This window comes from Micromonospora sp. NPDC049662 (genome assembly GCF_040675055.1).
Classification (GTDB): Bacteria; Actinomycetota; Actinomycetes; order Mycobacteriales; family Micromonosporaceae; genus Micromonospora.
Map to the genome: position 1 here is coordinate 43,502 of NZ_JBFAOC010000027.1, position 18,393 is coordinate 61,894.

The 18,393-nt window shown below is 71.8% G+C and carries 17 protein-coding genes; 6 read left to right on the top strand and 11 right to left on the bottom strand.

Annotated features, from left to right (window positions below; all coding sequences use genetic code 11):
• Window positions 1-131: 131 nt before the first annotated feature.
• Together AB0J36_RS20585 and AB0J36_RS20590 are read left to right on the top strand one after the other, a co-directional pair.
• Complete coding sequence (locus AB0J36_RS20585; protein ID WP_110564981.1) at window positions 132-473, top strand: PadR family transcriptional regulator; 342 nt, start codon at window positions 132-134, stop codon at window positions 471-473.
• Window positions 470-1,417, top strand: a complete 948-nt coding sequence (locus AB0J36_RS20590; protein ID WP_357119599.1) for a permease prefix domain 1-containing protein — start codon at window positions 470-472, stop codon at window positions 1,415-1,417. The genes AB0J36_RS20585 and AB0J36_RS20590 overlap by 4 nt, the downstream gene beginning before the upstream one ends.
• A gap of 93 nt (window positions 1,418-1,510) precedes the next feature.
• Here AB0J36_RS20590 and AB0J36_RS20595 read toward each other — a convergent pair whose 3' ends face one another.
• The gene (locus AB0J36_RS20595) at window positions 1,511-2,551 is read right to left on the bottom strand and encodes a peptidoglycan-binding protein (RefSeq protein ID WP_357119602.1); all 1,041 of its coding nucleotides are present in this window, start codon (window positions 2,549-2,551) and stop codon (window positions 1,511-1,513) included.
• Between the two features lie 252 nt (window positions 2,552-2,803).
• On the opposite strand from AB0J36_RS20595, the gene AB0J36_RS20600 reads away from it, so the two are divergent.
• Complete coding sequence (locus AB0J36_RS20600) at window positions 2,804-3,820, top strand: helix-turn-helix domain-containing protein (RefSeq protein WP_363661000.1); 1,017 nt, start codon at window positions 2,804-2,806, stop codon at window positions 3,818-3,820.
• 121 nt (window positions 3,821-3,941) lie between these two features.
• On the opposite strand, the gene AB0J36_RS20605 is transcribed toward AB0J36_RS20600, so the two are convergent.
• From AB0J36_RS20605 to pgsA, 7 genes are all read right to left on the bottom strand, one after another.
• Window positions 3,942-4,694, bottom strand: coding sequence for a YebC/PmpR family DNA-binding transcriptional regulator (locus tag AB0J36_RS20605; protein WP_139587604.1), 753 nt, complete (start codon window positions 4,692-4,694; stop codon window positions 3,942-3,944).
• 258 nt (window positions 4,695-4,952) lie between these two features.
• The gene (pdxT, locus tag AB0J36_RS20610; RefSeq protein WP_363661001.1) at window positions 4,953-5,555 is read right to left on the bottom strand and encodes a pyridoxal 5'-phosphate synthase glutaminase subunit PdxT; all 603 of its coding nucleotides are present in this window, start codon (window positions 5,553-5,555) and stop codon (window positions 4,953-4,955) included.
• A 116-nt stretch (window positions 5,556-5,671) separates the two neighbouring features.
• On the bottom strand, window positions 5,672-6,589 hold the full coding sequence (pdxS, locus tag AB0J36_RS20615; RefSeq protein WP_357173494.1) for a pyridoxal 5'-phosphate synthase lyase subunit PdxS: 918 nt from the start codon (window positions 6,587-6,589) through the stop codon (window positions 5,672-5,674).
• Between the two features lie 143 nt (window positions 6,590-6,732).
• Window positions 6,733-7,236, bottom strand: a complete 504-nt coding sequence (locus AB0J36_RS20620) for a hypothetical protein (RefSeq protein WP_357119615.1) — start codon at window positions 7,234-7,236, stop codon at window positions 6,733-6,735.
• 83 nt (window positions 7,237-7,319) lie between these two features.
• Complete coding sequence (locus AB0J36_RS20625) at window positions 7,320-8,480, bottom strand: glycosyltransferase family 4 protein (RefSeq protein WP_357119619.1); 1,161 nt, start codon at window positions 8,478-8,480, stop codon at window positions 7,320-7,322.
• A 16-nt stretch (window positions 8,481-8,496) separates the two neighbouring features.
• A complete protein-coding gene (locus AB0J36_RS20630; RefSeq protein ID WP_357120747.1) occupies window positions 8,497-9,426 on the bottom strand; it encodes a phosphatidylinositol mannoside acyltransferase in 930 nt (309 codons plus the stop codon).
• 22 nt (window positions 9,427-9,448) lie between these two features.
• The gene (gene pgsA / locus AB0J36_RS20635; protein ID WP_355053455.1) at window positions 9,449-10,078 is read right to left on the bottom strand and encodes a phosphatidylinositol phosphate synthase; all 630 of its coding nucleotides are present in this window, start codon (window positions 10,076-10,078) and stop codon (window positions 9,449-9,451) included.
• Window positions 10,079-10,329: 251 nt separating this feature from the next.
• Here pgsA and AB0J36_RS20640 point away from each other — a divergent pair, with 251 nt between their 5' ends.
• Complete coding sequence (locus AB0J36_RS20640) at window positions 10,330-12,486, top strand: elongation factor G-like protein EF-G2 (protein WP_357173491.1); 2,157 nt, start codon at window positions 10,330-10,332, stop codon at window positions 12,484-12,486.
• A gap of 510 nt (window positions 12,487-12,996) precedes the next feature.
• Here the strand turns inward: AB0J36_RS20640 and AB0J36_RS20645 are convergent.
• The gene (locus tag AB0J36_RS20645) at window positions 12,997-14,055 is read right to left on the bottom strand and encodes an aldo/keto reductase (protein WP_357173488.1); all 1,059 of its coding nucleotides are present in this window, start codon (window positions 14,053-14,055) and stop codon (window positions 12,997-12,999) included.
• A 97-nt stretch (window positions 14,056-14,152) separates the two neighbouring features.
• On the opposite strand from AB0J36_RS20645, the gene AB0J36_RS20650 reads away from it, so the two are divergent.
• Window positions 14,153-14,635 (top strand): hypothetical protein, encoded by a 483-nt coding sequence (locus tag AB0J36_RS20650; RefSeq protein WP_357173485.1) that lies wholly within the window; start codon window positions 14,153-14,155, stop codon window positions 14,633-14,635.
• Window positions 14,636-14,669: 34 nt separating this feature from the next.
• On the opposite strand, the gene AB0J36_RS20655 is transcribed toward AB0J36_RS20650, so the two are convergent.
• Entirely contained in the window at window positions 14,670-15,182 is a 513-nt protein-coding gene (locus AB0J36_RS20655; protein ID WP_357120750.1) for an HIT domain-containing protein, read from the bottom strand.
• Window positions 15,183-15,358: 176 nt separating this feature from the next.
• Here AB0J36_RS20655 and AB0J36_RS20660 point away from each other — a divergent pair, with 176 nt between their 5' ends.
• Complete coding sequence (locus tag AB0J36_RS20660; protein WP_357173482.1) at window positions 15,359-16,189, top strand: D-Ala-D-Ala carboxypeptidase family metallohydrolase; 831 nt, start codon at window positions 15,359-15,361, stop codon at window positions 16,187-16,189.
• A gap of 24 nt (window positions 16,190-16,213) precedes the next feature.
• Here the strand turns inward: AB0J36_RS20660 and thrS are convergent, their stop codons facing one another.
• Window positions 16,214-18,223 (bottom strand): threonine--tRNA ligase, encoded by a 2,010-nt coding sequence (gene thrS / locus AB0J36_RS20665; protein WP_357173479.1) that lies wholly within the window; start codon window positions 18,221-18,223, stop codon window positions 16,214-16,216.
• Window positions 18,224-18,393: the final 170 nt, after the last annotated feature.

An 18,393-nucleotide genomic window follows, 5' to 3' on the forward strand; every position in this document is an offset into this window, starting at 1 on the left:
GTGTGTGACCACGTGGCGGGGCGTCGGTGTCGACCGGGCGCCCCGCACGTCCCAGCGGCCCGAGCGGGGCTTGGCACACACGATGATGTCTCAGTAGACAACACTGTGTGGCACACAGTATGGTGTGACACATGGTTAGCGAGGACGTTCTACGGACGCATCTGCAGGAGTTGCGTCGAGGCACCGTCGTGGTGGCCAGCCTGGTCGCGCTCCGGCGACCGGACTACGGCTACGCACTGCTGCAACGGCTCACCGACCACGGCTTCCCGGTGGACGCCAACACGCTCTACCCGCTGCTGCGCCGCCTGGAGGACCAGGGCCTGCTGACCAGCGAGTGGAACACCGAGGAGAGCCGGCCGCGCAAGTTCTACCGGACCAGCGACGAGGGCGAGTCGATGCTGAGCCGGCTCCTGGACGACCTCGCCGCCGTACAGACCTCCATCACCGGGCTGATCCAAGGAGTCGACCGATGAACACCCTGACCGATCGCTACCTCGCCGCCACCCTGCGCTCGGTGCCCGCCCCGCGCCGCGACGAGATCGCCACCGAGTTGCGCGCCTCCATCGAGGACATGATCGAGGACCGGACGGGCGGCGGCGCGAACGCGGCAGCCGCCGAGCGGGAGGTGCTCACCGAGTTGGGCAACCCCGACCGGTTGGCCGCCCGCTACGCCGACCGCCGGCTCCAACTCCTCGGCCCGACCTACTACCTGATCTGGCTGCGGCTGCTGAAGCTGCTGCTCAGCTTCATCCCGGCGCTCGCCGGCACGGTCGTCGCGATCGTCGCGGTCGTCGAGGGCAAGGGCTTCGGCGCCATCGGCCCGGGCCTCGTCGTCGCCCTGCACGTGGCGGTGCACATCTGCTTCTGGCTCACCCTGACGTTCGTCCTCATCGAGCGGTCGCAGCCCACCGTCGACCTGCCCGACTGGACCGTCGACCAGCTCCCCGACGTCCCCGCGCACCGGGACATCTCGCTCGTCGACACCATCGCGACGGTGACGATGCTGGTGGTGTTCATCGGCTACCTGCCGTGGCAGCACTACCAGTCCTGGGTGCGCGACACCGACGGCGACAACATCCCGCTCCTCGACCCGGCTCTCTGGTCGTTCTGGCTGCCGGCGCTGATCGGCGTGCTGGTCCTCGACGTGGTGTTCGAGATCGTCAAGTACCGGATCGGGCGCTGGAGCTGGCGGCTCTTCGCGACCAAGGCGCTGCTCAACCTGGCGTTCACGGTGCCGGTGGTGTGGCTGGCGCTCTCCGACCGGCTGCTCAATCCGGCCCTCGGTGAGCGGCTCGACTGGCTGGCGGTCGCCGACAATCGCGAGATCCTCGCGGTCATCATCGCGCTGAGCACCGCCGGGATCGCGGTGTGGGAACTGATCGACACCGCACTGAAGACCCGCCGCCGGACCACCTGAGCGGCACCCGGGACGGCGGCCCGGCGCGGATGTCCGCGCCGGGCCGGCGTTCTGCGCGAGCCCGCCTGCCCGTACGGCATCGGCGACGCCCGCTCAGGACGACGGGAGACACCGCCAGTGGCGGAAGTCGCCGGTACGCGACCAGACGTCGCGCGCCGCACTGATGTTCCAACCAGGATCCAGCGCGGTCCGGCGGTCAACACCGAGCCGTGACAGCTCCATGTCGCTGAACTGGAACAGGCCCCAGCGCCGCGACCCGTCGGTGGTCACCTCCACCCGTAGCGGATCCAGCCCGGACAGACACCGCGCCAGCCACACGGCCTCGGACGGGTCTTCCGGGAACCTCGCCCGGAGGTACTTGCTGATCCGGTTCTCCGTCCACCGGACAGGCGACACCGGACCGTCCTGGAGCGCGTCGAGCACCTGCCCGTCCACCGTGCCGCTGACCTCCAGGGCGGCCAGCGCCTGAAAGGCGATCACCCGGCTGGTGGTGTCGGGTCCGAACCACCCGTCGACGGGTACGCCCAACCCACCCGCCACCAGCCGCTCCTGGACATCCAGCACGCAGGGGCCGTACATGCCCTGGCGGAGGACGACGGGGCACGCGCCGCTCGATTCGGCGCCGCTCGACCTGGGGATCATTCCGTCGCCGCCGGGCAGCAGCGCGCCCACGATCAGCGCGCCCACCAGCGCCAGCGCGCCCAGTGACAGCCGGCGACGCGCCGGCCGTGGTCGGTCGGTGGACCGGCGGGGACCGGCCGCCTCGGCGGACACCGGAGCGGAAGGCAGCGGCGCCGGGTATGCCGGCTCGTCGGGCGCCGGTTGGCCGGTGGGGCGCATCGGCTCGCCGAGCTGCGCTTCGATGTCACGGCGTAGGTCGAGCCACCGTTCGATCTCGGCCGCGGACGTGCCGCACGCGGCGAGCAACGCCACGACGGTCCGTTCCCGGGGCAGCGTGTTCCGCCCCAGCATGGTGGCGAGTGTGCTCGGCGGGAGCCAGTGCCCGGCCGCCGAGGCCCGACGGGAGATCTCCCGGTACGTCAGGCCGGAACGCCTCCGCACGTTCCGAAGTGACACCAGGTACTCCCCCGCCGTGGCCGCCTGCGGCACCGGATCCCGGACAGCGTCAATCATCGGATCTCCCCCGTGTCGTTGATGTGGCCGGGCTTGGACCGATCCCCGGTCCCACCCGACGGCTCGCACGACGCAGAGCGTCGCGGTCATCGTCGAAAACGCTAGATAGTCGCGTCGTGGCGGACAATGCCCTGGTCAGGGTAATGCGGTGTCCGCGCAGCTCAGAGCCGTCTGTCCGGGTTGTGTCCGACCATCTCGGACAGACCCCGCGACGACTTGCCCGAAGGCGTGCGGGGTCAGCAGAATCAGGCGATGACCACGGGGGACCTCCGACCGCGTGCTGCGGCAGACCCGGCCGAGTTCGTCGACCTGCTGCGCCAGCTCAAGGACCGGTCACGGCTGACGTTCCGGCAACTGGAACAGCGCGCGGTCGCGGCGGGCGACGTGCTGGCCCGCAGCACCGCCGCCGACGTCCTGCGCCGGTCGACACTGCCGCGACCCGAGGTTCTGGCGGCCTTCGTGCGCGCCTGCGGCGCCGCTGACGAGGTCGACGAGTGGCTGCGGGCGCGGGACAGATTGGCCGCGGGCGCGTACGCCTCTGCCGAGCCGCCCGTGGAAGCGTCGTTCGGAGCGCGCGCGGACGACGTGCTGACCGTCGGCCCAGACGAGACGCGATCGGGCTTGTTCACCCGACCCGGGCCGCTGGCGCTGCTCGTCGTGGCCACCCTGCTGGTCGGTCTCGGCGTCTGGTTCTGGTGGCCGGACGACGACGGGCCCAGGACGTCGGACCGTACCGCTGTCGGCGCGTCGCCGACCGGCAGCGCCTCGGCCAACGGAACGGCGTCCGGCACCGGCCAGGGATCGCCGGCCAGCGGTCGGAGCCGGATTCATCCCGCCCGTGACCCGCAGCTCTGTATCAGCGAGGGTCGCGATCGCAGCGCCCGATACGAGAACGAGGTGGCGGTCCAGCGCCCCTGCGTGGGCGCCACACCGCCGGAGACCTACCTGGTGCCGGTGACCGACGGCATGTACTTCGTCAGGTGGGAGCACCCGGTCAAGGGGATCGGCTGCCTCACGGTGCGCCGCGAGGAGCCCGGGCAGAACCTCATCGAGCCTCAGCACGAGTGCCGCACCGACTCCTGGGACCAACTGTTCCGCTTCGAACCGACCGGGTCGGCACCGAACGCGTACCGCCTGCGACCGGCGGGCGGTGACCTGTGCGTGGGCATCCGCGACGACGACACGGAGGTACCGGCCGAGGCCGCCGCCGAGCCGTGCACAGGCCAACCCGACCAGGTGTTCCTGATCGATCCGGTGCCGGAGGGCTGACGCCAGCGTGGGCGGGACGCTTGGTGCTTGATCGACTCCGGTTCACGGAAAGCGGGGTGTCCGCACGCGGCGGACACCCCGCTTTTCATGAAGTCGAGTCGATCAAGGGCCGGGCCGGACCTCAGGCGTCGACGGCCGCCATCACGTCGTCGGAGACGTCGAAGTTGGCGTAGACGTTCTGCACGTCGTCGCAGTCCTCCAGGACGTCGATCAGCTTGAAGATCTTGCGGGCGCCCTCTTCGTCCAGCGGGACGTTCATGCTGGGGATCAGGGAGGACTCGGCCGACTCGTACTCGATGCCGGCGTCCTGCAACGCCGTCCGCACCGGGATCAGGTCGGTCGGCTCGGAGACGACCTCGAACGCCTCACCGAGGTCGTTGACCTCCTCGGCGCCGGCGTCGAGGACGGCCATCATGACGTCGTCCTCGCTGGTGCCCTCCTTGGGCACGATCACCACGCCCTTGCGGGAGAACATGTACGACACCGAGCCGGCGTCGGCGAGCGAGCCGCCGTTGCGGGTCAGCGCGGTGCGCACCTCGGTGGCCGCCCGGTTGCGGTTGTCGGTGAGGCACTCGATCAGCATCGCCACGCCGTTCGGGCCGTACCCCTCGTACATGATGGTCTGCCAGTCGGCGCCGCCGGCTTCCAGGCCGGAGCCGCGCTTGACGGCGCGGTCGATGTTGTCGTTGGGAACCGAGCTCTTCTTCGCCTTCTGGATGGCGTCGAACAGCGTCGGGTTACCGGACGGGTCGCCGCCGCCGGTCCGGGCGGCCACCTCGACGTTCTTGATCAGCTTGGCGAACATCTTGCCGCGCTTGGCGTCGATGACGGCCTTCTTGTGCTTGGTGGTCGCCCACTTTGAGTGGCCGGACATCTTCTACCTCCGTCTGTCATTGCACGCCTGCGTCGACTGCCGCACCGATTCCGCGCCGCATCCGGCGGTCCGGCGGCCGGTCGGCCCCGCGGGAAGTGCCGCGCCGGGCGACGGCCCTGCCGAACCGCGGCAATCTTACCGAGGTCACGCCCCGCCATGTCACACCCGGGACCCGCCCGGGCAGCGGCGCGGCGTCGGGGGGCCATCAGACCAACGGCCCGGGGGCCCGATCCATGCCCGCGCGGCGGTGTCGGCCGCTCAGGCGGTCCGTGCCAGCTCGACGAAGTACGCGTGCAGGCGCAGGTCGCCCGTCAGCTCGGGGTGGAAGGAGGTGGCCAGCAGGTTGCCCTGCCGGACCGCCACAATCCGCTCGGCGGCCGGGCCGCCGCTCACCGTGCCGATCACCTCGACGGCCGGGCCGACCCGCTCGACCCACGGCGCGCGGATGAACACCGCGTAGAAGGGGTCGCCCGGCACGCCGGTGATCTCCACCGGTGCCTCGAACGAGTCAACCTGCCGCCCGAACGCGTTACGCCGTACCGTCATGTCGATGCCGGCGAAACCGCGCTGGTCGGCGCGGCCGTCCAGCACCTCGGTGGCCAACATGATCATGCCGGCGCAGGAGCCGTAGACGGGCATGCCGTCAGCGATCCGCTTGTCGATCGGCTCGCGCATCTCGAAGATGTCGACGAGCTTGCTGATGGTGGTGGACTCGCCGCCGGGGATCACCAGACCGTCCACCGCGTCCAGCTCGCCCGGCCGGCGGACCGGACGGGCGTCCGCACCCGCCGCGGTCAGTGCCGCCACATGCTCGCGGACGTCACCCTGCAGGGCGAGGACACCGATCGCTGGTGTCGCCACGTTTGCACCGTTCCTCTCGATCCCGCGTTAGGAAGGTGCCCTTCCTATACGTCAGGCGTTAACAAGGTGCCCTTCCTTGCACACCAGCCGCGTTTTGCACACCAGCCGCGTTTTGCTCACCAGCCGCGCTCGGCCAGGCGGTGCGGCTGGGGAATCTCGTCGACGTTGATGCCGACCATCGCCTCACCCAGACCACGGGAGACCTTCGCCAGCACGTCCGGGTCATCGTGGAAGGTGGTGGCCTTGACGATCGCGGCGGCCCGCTGCGCCGGGTTACCGGCCTTGAAGATGCCGGAGCCGACGAAGACGCCCTCCGCGCCGAGCTGCATCATCATCGCGGCGTCGGCCGGCGTGGCGATCCCACCGGCGGTGAACAGCACGACCGGCAGCTTGCCGCTCTCGGCGACCTCCTTGACCAGCTCGTACGGGGCCTGCAACTCCTTGGCCGCCACGTACAGCTCGTCGGCCGGCAGCGACGACAGCCGGCGGATCTCCTGGCGGATCTTCCGCATGTGGGTGGTGGCGTTCGAGACGTCACCGGTGCCGGCCTCGCCCTTGGAGCGGATCATGGCCGCGCCCTCGGTGATCCGGCGCAGCGCCTCGCCCAGGTTGGTCGCGCCGCAGACGAAGGGCACCGTGAACGCCCACTTGTCGATGTGGTTCGCGTAGTCGGCCGGGGTCAGCACCTCGGACTCGTCGACGTAGTCCACGCCCAGCGACTGGAGGATCTGCGCCTCGACGAAGTGGCCGATGCGGGCCTTGGCCATCACCGGGATCGACACGGCGGAGATGATGCCGTCGATCATGTCGGGGTCGCTCATCCGGGACACCCCGCCCTGCGCGCGGATGTCGGCGGGCACCCGCTCCAACGCCATCACCGCGACCGCGCCGGCGTCCTCGGCGATCTTGGCCTGCTCGGCGTTGACGACGTCCATGATCACGCCGCCCTTGAGCATCTCGGCCATGCCCCGCTTCACGCGGGCCGTGCCGACGACGGGGGCGGTACCGGTGGTCGAGGCGTTGGTGTCGGACACGGATCGGCGCTCCTAGAACGTGCGGCGGGCGGTGGCAGCGGAAATGCTACGCACGGCGCAACGCCGCTTCGACAGCCAATCAGGCCCCCGGTGGCCTGCTCTGTGGCCCCGCTCACGGTCCGCCGGCACCGCTGCCGACCTGGTCAGCCCGCCGGCACGTCCGCCGGCACGACGAGCGTCGGATCGTCGATGTCGAAGTAGCGCGGCCACTGACGACCCCGCCCCATCCGCAACAACCGCACCAGCGGACGGCTACGCGCCGACCGGGCGTCGCGGACCAGGTCGGTGTGTACCTGCCGGGACAACGCGAGCCGGCGGCTCGCCGCGATGACCGCCGTGCAGTCCGCGTCGGCCGGGTCCAACCGCACCGTGCGTAGCTGCCGGGTCAGGTCGTTCTCCGCCGCCTCCCGCTCGTCCGGCACGGCGTCGAGCGCGATCCGGGCCGCCGCGTACAGCTCGACGCCGAACCGCCGCTCGGCCAGCACCGCGGCGGCCGCCGCCCGGCGCAACAGGTGGGCGTCGAGGGCCCGCGCCGCAAGCTCCGCGCGGGCCTGCAGCCGCTCGACCCGGCCGGCGGTCCAGATGAGGTACGCCGCAAGCACCCCCACGAGCACACTCGCGGCCACCACCCACCACATGTGCGGCATCGTAGTGCTGCTCCGTTTCTCCTCCATCGCGCGCGTCGCCGCTCGTCACCGGCGTCACCAGGCGCACCATCGGTCACTCCGGCTCAGCCCAGCCCCACCCATTCCTGGTCGATGACCCGCCCGTCGGTCGCCTCGATCGCCGCTGCGTATACCTCCAGAACACGGCGGGCAACCATAGGCCAGTCGAAATTCGCCACCACCTGATCACCGCAGGCCGTCAGCGCGGCCCGTGCTCCCGGATCGTCGAGCAACTCGGACAGCGCGTCCCGCAGCCCGACCGCGTCGCCGGTCGGGAACAACCGCCCCGCCCGCCCACCGTCGAGCACCCGCCGGAACGCGTCCAGGTCGCTCGCCACGACCGTGGTGCCGGCGGCCAACGCCTCGGTGAGGATCATGCCGAACGACTCGCCGCCGGTGTTCGGCGCCACGTACAGGTGCACGCTGCGCAGCATCCGCGCCTTGTCCGGCTCGGAGACCAGACCGAGGAACGTCACCCGATCCCGCAGCTCGGCCGGGAACTGGTCGTACAGGTCGTCCGGGTCACCCGGGCCGGCGACCAGCAGCCGCAGGCCCGGACGGGTCGCCGCCAGCGCCACGAAGGCGTCCCGCAGCACCGGGAAGCCCTTGCGCGCCTCCGTGAACCGCCCCAGGAAGCCCAGCGTGCCGCCGGTGCCCGGCCCACACTCCCCCGGCCACTCCGGCAGCGGCTCGGCGTCGGCGAACTTCGCCACCGCCACCCCGTTGGGGATCTCCACCGCGCCGCCGTCCATGTGCTCGACCTGCACCTTGCGGGCCAGCGCGCTCACCGCGATCCGGGCGGTGATCCGCTCCAACACGATCTGCAGCACGCCCTGGGCGGCCGCCAGCACCCGCGAGCGGGTCATCGCCGTGTGGAAGGTGGCCACCACCGGCCCGCGCGCCGACAGCACCGCCAGCAGCGACAGGCTCAACGTCAGCGGCTCGTGTACGTGCAGCACGTCGAAGTCACCGTTGGTGAGCCAACGCCGGACGCGGGCCGTGGAGACCGGGCCGAACGCGATCCGGGCCACCGACCCGTTGTACGGCAGCGGCACCGCCCGACCGGCGGACACCACGTACCCCGGCAGGTCGGCGTCCTCGTCGGCCGGCGCGAGCACGCTGACCTCGTGCCCGAGGGTGATCAGCGTCTCGGCGAGGTCCACGACGTGGTTCTGCACGCCGCCGGGCACGTCGAAGGAGTACGGGCAGACGATACCGATCCGCATGCGTCAGCCACCCCCTTCAGGACCGACCCGAGGTCGACGCCGGCAGGTCCGTGCCCCCCGCGCCGCGCTGGTCCAGCCACATCCGCTGCAACATGTGCCAGTCTTGCGGATGCCGGGCGATGCCCGTCGCCAGACGGTCGGCGATCATCTGGGTCAGCGACCGGACCCGCGCGTCCAGTGGCCCCGCCTCCGGGCCGGGCACCGGCAGCGGGCCGGCGAGCGACGCGCACGCCCGGTCCTGCTCGTACCACATCGAGGCCACGTAGAGCGGCGCACCGGTGTGTATCGCGAGCAGCGCGGGGCCGGCGGGCATGCGCGTCTTCGCGCCGAAGAAGTCCACCTCGACGCCACGGGCCGACAGGTCCCGGTCGGCCAGCAGCGGCACGACCGCGCCTGAGCGCAGCCGGTCCAGCAGCACGTCGAACGCCGGACGCGGGCCGCCGTGGGTGGGCAGGATCTCCATGCCCAGCTTCCCGCGGAACGCCAGGAACCGCTTGTACACGCCCTCCGGCTTGAGCCGTTCCATGACCGTGCTGATCGGCCAGCCGGTGGCCGCCACCCAGGCGCCCGCCGCGTCCCAGTTGCCGGCGTGCGGCAGCGCCACCACCGCGCCCCGGCCGGCGGCGACGTCGGCGGCCAGCAGCTCCGCGCCGTCGAGCCGGAAGCCGGACAGGATCTGCGCCCGGCTCAACGACGGCAGGCGGAACGCCTCCATCCAGTACCGGGCGTACGAGCGCATGCCACGCCGCACGAGATCGTCCAGCTCGGCCTCGGGCACCTCCGGGCCGACCACCCGGCGCAGGTTGGCGCGCAGTCGGGCCGTACCCCCGCCGCCCCGGCGGTACGCGCGGTCCGCGCCCGCCGCGAAGGCCGCCGCCGCCAGCGACCGGGGCAGCGCGCGGACCAGCCGCCAGCCGGCGAGGTAGCCCAGCTCGGTGAGGTTCACGCGGCCCGGCCGCCGGTCGCGCTCACGCCTGGCCATCCGGCTGGAGCTGCTGGGCCTGGCGGTAGACGTGCGCCATCCGCTGCCCCACCGTGAAGATCGAGATGGCGGCCAGCAGCCAGAGCGCGATCTCCAACGCGGGCTTCACGCCCACGCCGGTGAGGATCCCACCGACACCGACGATCAGCAGTCGCTCGGTGCGCTCGGCGATGCCCACGTTGCAGGTCATGCCCAGCCCTTCGGCACGGGCCTTCACGTACGAGACGAGCCCGCCGGCGGCCAGGCAGAGCAGCGCGGCGGCGACGCCCGAGTGGTCGCCCCGGGTGGCCAGCCAGTACGCCACCGCGCCGAAGACGGCGCTGTCGGCGACCCGGTCCATGCTTGAGTCGAGGAACGCGCCGAACCGGGTGGAGCCGCCGCTCATCCGGGCCATCGTCCCGTCGAGCAGGTCGGTCAACGCGAACAGAGTCACGATCAACGCGCCCGCGACCAGATGGCCGCGGGCACCGAAGCCGAGCGCGCCGACGAGCACACCAACGGTGCCCGCGACGGTGACGACATTAGGGGTGACGCCCGCGCGCAGCAGGGCGCGGGCAATCGGCTCGACGACGCGGGTCATCCCCGCGCGGGCCGACACTTGGAAGATCTTCGCCATGGCGGTCCCCACGATAACGGTCCGCGCAGCTCCGGCCATAACGCCGGTCCGGACGACCCGCCCGGGGCAGGCTTGTGCGTGTCCGGCAACGGGTGTGAGATCGAGCCGGGAGGTGAGCCAGCTCACCCGTCCACCCGTTGAGTTCTCACCGGGCAGCAGACCACCGGAGGATATCGCCGCGCACTCGCCCCGGGCCGCTTCCACCTCGCGCGGCGGTCGCCACCCACCACCGGCTGAGGGAGGTGCGCCCCATGGCGCAGAAACATCAGGACAAGGGGGCCGCCGGCGGCACGCCGGTGGTGACCGAACCCGCGCGGGTTCGCAACGTGGCGCTCGTCGGGCACTCCGGCGCGGGCAAGACCACGCTCGTCGAGGCCCTGCTCGCCGCGACCGGCACGATCGGCCGGGCCGGCAGCGTCGTCGACGGCACGACCGTGGGCGACCACGACCCCGCGGCGGTACGCCAGCAGCGCTCGGTGAGCCTGTCGTGCGCGCCCCTGCTGCACGACGGCATCAAGGTCAACCTGCTGGACACGCCCGGGTACGCCGACTTCGTGGGCGAGCTGCGGGCCGGTCTGCGGGCCGCCGACGCCGCGCTGTTCGTGGTCTCCGCCGCCGGCGGCATGGACGCGGCCACCGTCGCCCTGTGGGAGGAGTGCGCGGCGGTCGACATGCCGCGCGCCGTCGCGGTGACCCGCCTGGACGCGCCCCGCGCCGACTTCGACGAGACGGTCGCGCTCTGCCAGCGGGTCTTCGGCGACAACGTGATGCCGCTCTACCTGCCGATGCTCGGCGACGACGGGGTCTCCACCGAGGGTCTGCTCGGGCTGATCACTTGCCGGGTCTTCGACTACACCACCGGGCTGCCCGCGGACGTCCGCGACCCGGACCCGGAGCACCAGCGGGCCATCGACGAGTCCCGCGACGAGTTGATCGAGGGGATCATCGCCGAGAGCGAGGACGAGACCCTCATGGACCGCTACCTCGACGGCGAGGAGATCAGCACCGAGGTGCTCGTCGACGACCTGGAGAAGGCGGTCGCGCGGGGCCACTTCTATCCGGCGGTGCCGGTCTGCGCCGAGACCGGCGTCGGCCTGGACGCGCTGCTGGAGGTGCTGACCGCGGCGTTCCCGTCACCGTTGGAGCACGAGCTGCCGGCGGTCACCGGGGTGGACGGCTCGCCCCGCCCGCCGCTGACCTGCGATCCGGACGGCCCGCTCGTGGCCGAGGTCGTCAAGACCACCGTCGACCGGCACGTCGGCCGCGTCTCGCTGGTGCGGGTCTTCTCCGGCACGCTGCGTCCCGACGACACGGTGCACGTCTGCGGGCACGGCATGGCCGAGCGCGGGCACCCCGACCACGACGCCGACGAGCGGGTCGGGCACCTCTACACCCCGCTGGGCGCCACCCTGCGCGAGGTGCCGCACTGCGTCGCCGGCGACATCTGCGCGATCACCAAGTCGCCCAGCGCGGAGACCGGCGACACCGTGTCGGCCAAGGACGACCCGCTGCTGATCGCGCCGTGGGAGATGCCGGAGCCGCTGCTGCCGGTGGCGATCGTCGCCCGCAGCCGTGCCGACGAGGACGCCCTCGCCCGCAACCTGGCCCGGCTGGTCGCCGGCGACCCCACCCTGCGGCTGGACCGCAACCCGGAGACCCACCAACTGGTGCTCTGGTGCATGGGCGAGGCGCACGCGGACGTCCTGCTGGACCGGCTGCGCTCCGGGGGCGTCGAGCTGGACACCGAACCGGTGCGGGTGTCGCTGCGCGAGACGCTGACCGCCCCGGCACGGGGGCACGGCCGGCACGTCAAGCAGTCCGGCGGCCACGGCCAGTACGCGGTCTGCGACATCGAGGTCGAGCCACTACCCCGGGGCGCCGGCTTCGAGTTCGTCGACCGGGTCGTCGGCGGCGCCGTCCCGCACAACTACATCCCGTCGGTGGAGAAGGGCGTCCGCGCCCAGCTGGAACGCGGACTGGTCGCCGGCCACCCGGTGGTCGACCTGCGGGTCACCCTGGTCGACGGCAAGGCGCACAGCGTCGACTCCTCCGACGCGGCCTTCCAGACCGCCGGAGCGCTGGCGCTGCGCGACGCGGCCGAGCGCGGCCAGCCGGCCCTCCTGGAGCCCATCGACGAGGTGACCATCCGGGTGCCGGACGGCTCGGTGGGCGCTGTGCTGGGCGACCTGTCCGGCCGGCGCGGCCGGGTGCTCGGCACCGAGCCGGACCCGGACGCCGACGGCCGCACCCTGGTCCGCGCCGAGGTGCCGGCCCTGGAACTGCTGCGCTACGCCGTCGAGCTGCGTTCGATGACCGGTGGCACCGGCACCTTCCGCCGCCACTTCGTCCGCCACGACCCGATGCCCACCCACCTGGCCGACCAGACCCGCAAGGAGCAAACCCCGTAACACTCCGCTCCCGCCGACCCGCGTTTCGGCTGGCCCGATCGCCCGCGCTCCGTCCCTGACGGCTGCGCGGCCGCGGGCCGTCCCTGACGGCTGCGCGGCCGCGGGCCGTCCCTGACTGCTGCGCGGCCACGGGCCGTCCCTGACTGCTGCGCGGCCACGGGCCCGGGCGGAGGGGCGCCCTAGGTGTTCGCGTCCTGTCGAGCTGCCCCATATTCGGGGCATCGCAGCCGAGGAGGGCGGCCAAAGACGCGCGCATCCGCGCGCACATGGCGGGTGGGCCGCGGTGGGCCGAGGAGCTGTTCGGTTGTCCCATATTCGGGGCAGCTCGACAGGACGACACCAGCACAGGGCCAGGCCAACACAGAGCCAGGCCGGCACCAGACCCGACCAGTACAGGACCAGACCAGGCCGGCGCGGGCTGTCACGACGCCGCAGGCGGCGGCACATGGCGGCACGTGGCGGCACGCCGCGAAGGCTGGGCAGGTGTGCGCTCTGGGCTCGGTGGGTGGGTCAGGGGTGGGTCTGGGGGTGGGTGGGGCGGGGCCAGTGGGGGCGGTCGGCGTCGCGGAGGGCGGCGGTGCGCAGGGCGGCGAGTTGGCGTTCCACCTCGACGAACTGCTCCGCCGGTAGCGGGCCGCGGTGCAGTGCCGCCGCGTTCTCTTCGACCTGGGCGACGGTACGGCAACCCGGGATCGGGATGGCCCGCCCGCTGCGGGCCCAGATCCAGCCCAACGCGCCCTGGGCGAGGGTACGACCGTCGGCGGTCAGCGCGGCACGGACCGCTCCGACCCGGCGCAGCCACTCCGGCGCCGGCCGGCCGCCGCGGAACCACTCCAGCCAGCCCGGCGTCAACCCGCGTACGTCGTCGCGGGGCAGCGTGGACGCGGCGGTGTACTTGCCGGTGAGCAGTCCCATCCCGAGGGGCCCCTGGTCGATGCTGGCCAGGTCGTACTTGTCGCAGACGGCGAGCACCTCGGGGGCGTCACGCAGCACCGACAGGGCGTGCTGCACGGCGGCGGCGCCCGGGGCGGCCGGCCCGAGCGCGGCGGCCCGGTCGGCGCGGTCGGTGCTCCACCCGTACGCCCGGATCAGGCCCTCGGCGACGAGGTCCTCGCAGGCGGCGAACAACGCCTCCGCCCGGTGCACGGGCAGGTCGGCCAGGTGGAGCTGGTAGAGGTCGATCCGGTCGGTGCCCAACCGGCGCAGCGAGGCGATAACGGCCCGCCGCAGGTACGCCGGTGACGCGTCCTCGCCGGTGGCCTGCCGGGTCGCCTCGTCGAACGTGTAACCCCACTTGGTGGCGATCACGGCGTCGTCCCGGTGGCCGGCGAGCGCCCGGCCCAGCACCCGCTCGCCGTGCCCCGCGCCGTACGTGTCGGCGGTGTCGAAGAGGGTCACGCCCAGCTCAAGCGCGCGGCGTACGGCCCGCACCGATTCGTCGTCGTCGACCGCGCCCCAGCCCAGCGGCTGGCTGCCCTCCGCCCAGGGGCCGGCGATCGCCCAGCACCCCATGCCGAGGGCGCTGACCTCGATGCCGCTGCGCCCCAACATCCGTGTCGTGACTGCCATCGGCCGATCGTGCCACCTTCCACGGGCCGGGGTGTAGCAACCACGGACGCGGAAACGCGGTACGCCTGCGCCGACGGCGTACGGCATGATCGTCGCCATGCGACGACTGGGCGTGGACATCGGCGGGGTGCTCATCGAGCCGGCCGACGACGACGCCGACACCTCCTTCTTCGGCGCGCACTACCTGCGTACGCCCATGGTCGACGGCGCGTTCGACGCGCTCGCGGCGCTCGGGCCGGCGTTCGACGAGGTGCACCTGGTCTCCAAGTGCGGCGAGTCCACCGAGCGGCGGACCCTCCAGTGGTTGGCGCACCACGACTTCACGGCCCGCACCGGGATCCCGGTCGAGCGGATGCACTTCTGCCGGACCCGTCCGGCCAAGGCGCCGATCGCCCGGCGGCTCGGCCTGACCCACTTCGTGGACGACAAGCTCGAGGTGCTCGGCTACCTCGACTCGGTGCCGCACCGGTTCCTATTCCGACCCCGCCCGGCGCAGGTAGCCGAGTACGCCGCGCTGCTGCCGCTCGTACACCGGGTGGAGAGCTGGCCGGAGCTGCTGCCGCTGCTGCGCGCCGACTAGCCGGACCGGCGCGGACGCCGCGTGGGCGGCGCGGTCAGGACGGCCAGGCGCGGGCGAACAGGTCGCGGGTGTCGTGCAGCAGCTGCGGCAGCACCTTGGTGCGGCCGATCACCGGCATGAAGTTCGCGTCGCCGCCCCAACGCGGCACCACGTGCTGGTGCAGGTGGGCGGCGATGCCGGCGCCGGCGACGCCGCCCTGGTTCATGCCGAGGTTGAAGCCGTGCGCGTTGCTCACCTTGCGGATCACCCGCATCGCGGTCTGCGTGTGGGACGCCAGCTCGACGGTCTCCGCCTCGTCGAGGTCGGTGTAGTCGGCGACGTGCCGGTACGGGCAGACCAGCAGGTGTCCCGGGTTGTACGGGTAGAGGTTGAGCACGACGAAGACGTGCTCGCCCCGGGCCACCACGAGGCTCTCCTCGGCGGGCAGCCCGGGGGCGAGACAGAACGGGCAGCCGGTCGGCTTCTCGTAGCCCTCGGCGGGGCGGTCCTCACCCGAGATGTAGGTCATCCGGTGCGGCGTCCAGAGCCGTTCCAGGCCGTCCGCCATGCCGCCGCTTTCCGTGTGTCGCTCCGCCCCTGTCACGAGCCGATCCTACGGAGCCGGGCCGGCGGGCCGCGACACCCGTGACCGGAAACTCGCTGCTGCAACTTCTTGACGGAGTCGAGACTCAGCCGTGAAACTTCCATTCATCCATTTCATTAGATCGATGGAAGGTGAGCTTCATGATCCGTCAGCTCGGCAGAATCCTCGCGGCGCTCGCGCTGGCCGCCGTCACCACGGTTCCCGGGGTCACCCTCACCTCCAGCGCCGCGCACGCCGACGGCTGCTACACCTGGGGTCGCACGCTGTCCCAGGGGATGTCCGGCGAGGACGTCCGGCAACTGCAGATCCGCGTCGCCGGCTACCCCGGTTACGCCGCCGTGCTCACCATCGACGGCGCGTTCGGCCCGGCCACGCGATCGGCGGTGATCCGCTTCCAGCAGGCGTACGGGCTGGGCGCGGACGGGATCGCCGGCCCGCAGACCTTCAACCGGCTCTACGCGCTCCAGGACGACGACTGCACACCCGCCAACTTCAGCTATGCCGAGCTGAACAACTGCAACAGCACCTGGTCCGGCGGCGCGGTCTCGGCCAGCACCGCCCGCGCCAACGCGCTCGTCTCGATGTGGAAGCTCCAGGCGCTGCGGCACGCCCTCGGCGACGTACCCATCGCGATCAGCAGCAGCTTCCGCAGCTACGCCTGCAACAGCGCGGTCGGCGGGGCGTCGAACAGCCGGCACCTGTACGGCGACGCGGTCGACCTGGTCGGCTCACCCTCGTTCTGCCGGCTCGCCCAGCAGGCCCGCTACCACGGCTTCGGCCAGATCCTCGGCCCCGGCTACCGGACCACAACGACCACACCCACGTGGCGGCGGTCGGCGGCTGGTCAGCGCCGAACTGCGGCATCTGACGACGGGAAGCCCGCCTCCCGGCTGAAGATCGCGCTCGACCATGGATGTAGTGGCCTCCCTGGCGCGGGAGGCCACTACATCCTGGATCGAGCACGATCATGACGCGCGGCGTGCGACAAGCGGGCGCTACTCCGCGGCGGCGGACGGGCCGATGTTGGTGCGGGAGCTGACCACGTCAAGGATGTGGGTCACCGCCTCGGCGATCGGCACGCCGTTGCGCTGCGAGCCGTCGCGGTAGCGGAAGGAGACCGTACCGGCGGCCACGTCGTCGTCACCGGCGATCACCATGAACGGGATCTTCTGCTGCTGCGCCGTACGGATCTTCTTCTGCATCCGGTCGTCACCCGCGTCCACCTGGGCCCGGGTGCCCTCGGCGCGCAGCGCCGCGACGAAGCCGTGCAGGTAGTCGGTGTGGTCCTCGCGGATCGGGATGCCCACCACCTGCACCGGAGCCAGCCAGGCCGGGAACGCGCCAGCGTAGTGCTCGGTGAGCACCCCGAAGAACCGCTCGATCGACCCGAACAGCGCCCGGTGGATCATCACGGGCCGCTGCCGGGTGCCGTCGGCGGCCTGGTACTCCAACCCGAACCGCTCCGGCTGGTTGAAGTCGACCTGGAGGGTGGACAGCTGCCAGGTCCGGCCGATCGCGTCGCGGGCCTGCACGGAGATCTTCGGCCCGTAGAACGCCGCGCCACCCGGGTCGGGCACCAGGTCGAGGCCGGAGGTCTCGGCGGCGGTCCGCAGCGCCTCGGTGGCCTCGGCCCAGTCTTCCTCGGCCCCGATGAACTTGGGCGAGTCGTCCCGGGTCGACAGCTCCAGGTAGAAGTCGTCCAGGCCGTAGTCGCGCAGCAGGTCCAGCACGAAGCTGAGCAGCGTGGTCAGCTCGCCGGCCATCTGCTCGCGGGTGCAGTAGATGTGCGAATCGTCCTGGGTTAGGCCCCGGACCCGGGTGAGGCCGTGCACGACGCCGGACTTCTCGTACCGGTAGACCGTGCCGAACTCGAACATCCGCAGCGGCAGCTCCCGGTACGACCGCCCGCGCGCCCTGAAGATCAGGTTGTGCATCGGGCAGTTCATCGCCTTGAGGTAGTAGTCCGCGCCCTCGAGCTGCATGGGCGGGAACATGGTGTCCGCGTAGTACGGCAGGTGACCGGAGGTCTGGAAGAGCTGCGCCTTGGTGATGTGCGGGGTGTTGACGAACTCGTACCCCGCCTCCTCGTGCCGCCGCCGCGAGTACTGCTCCATCTCGCGGCGGATGATGCCGCCCTTGGGGTGGAAGACCGCGAGGCCCGAGCCGATCTCGTCGGGGAAGCTGAACAGGTCCAGGTCCGCGCCGAGTTTGCGGTGGTCGCGCCGGGCGGCCTCCTCCAACAGCTTCAGGTACGCCTTCAGCTCGTCCCGGGTCGGCCACGCGGTGCCGTACACCCGCTGCAGTTGGGGGTTCTTCTCCGACCCGCGCCAGTACGCGGCGGCCGAGCGCATCAGCTTGAACGCGCCGATCAGTCGGGTGGTCGGCAGGTGCGGGCCCCGGCACAGGTCCGACCAGCAGACCTTGTCCTCCTTGGCGTCGAGGTTGTCGTAGATCGTCAGCTCGCCGCCGCCGACCTCCATCACCTCGTCGGTGTCCAGGCCCTCGCCCTTGACCTCGATCAACTCCAGCTTGAACGGCTCGTCGGCCAGCTCGGCGCGCGCCTCGTCGAGGCTGCCGAAGCGGCGGCGACGGAACCGCTGCCCGGACTTGATGATCTCCTGCATGCGCTTCTCGAGCTTGCTGAGGTCATCGGGCTGGAACGGCTTGTCGACGTCGAAGTCGTAGTAGAAGCCGTTCTCGATGGGCGGCCCGATGCCCAGCTTGGCCTCGGGGAAGACGTCCTGCACGGCCTGGGCGAGCACGTGCGCGGTGGAGTGCCGCAGCACGTTCAGCCCGTCCGGCGAGTCCAGGCTGACCGGCTCGACGACGGTCTCCTCGGCCGGTGACCAGTCCAGGTCGCGGAGCTGGCCCTGCGGGTCGCGGACCACGACGATCGCCTTGGGGCCGTTCGCGGGCAGTCCGGCCGCGGCCACCGCGTCGGCCGCCGTCGTCCCGGCGGCGACGACGACGGGGTCGGCCACGGCGGGGGTACGGGGTGCGGACACGGTGATTCCTCCAAGCAGTACGAAACGGTGCCGGCAGTCGGCTCCTGCCGATGCTATCGGGTAAGGAAGGGCACTTTAGTAACGCCTCCGGTAGAGCAAGGTGCCCTTCCTAACGGTCGGCGTTGAACCTTTCGCGTCTCGAATCCGAACTACGTGGTGTGGCCGGAAAC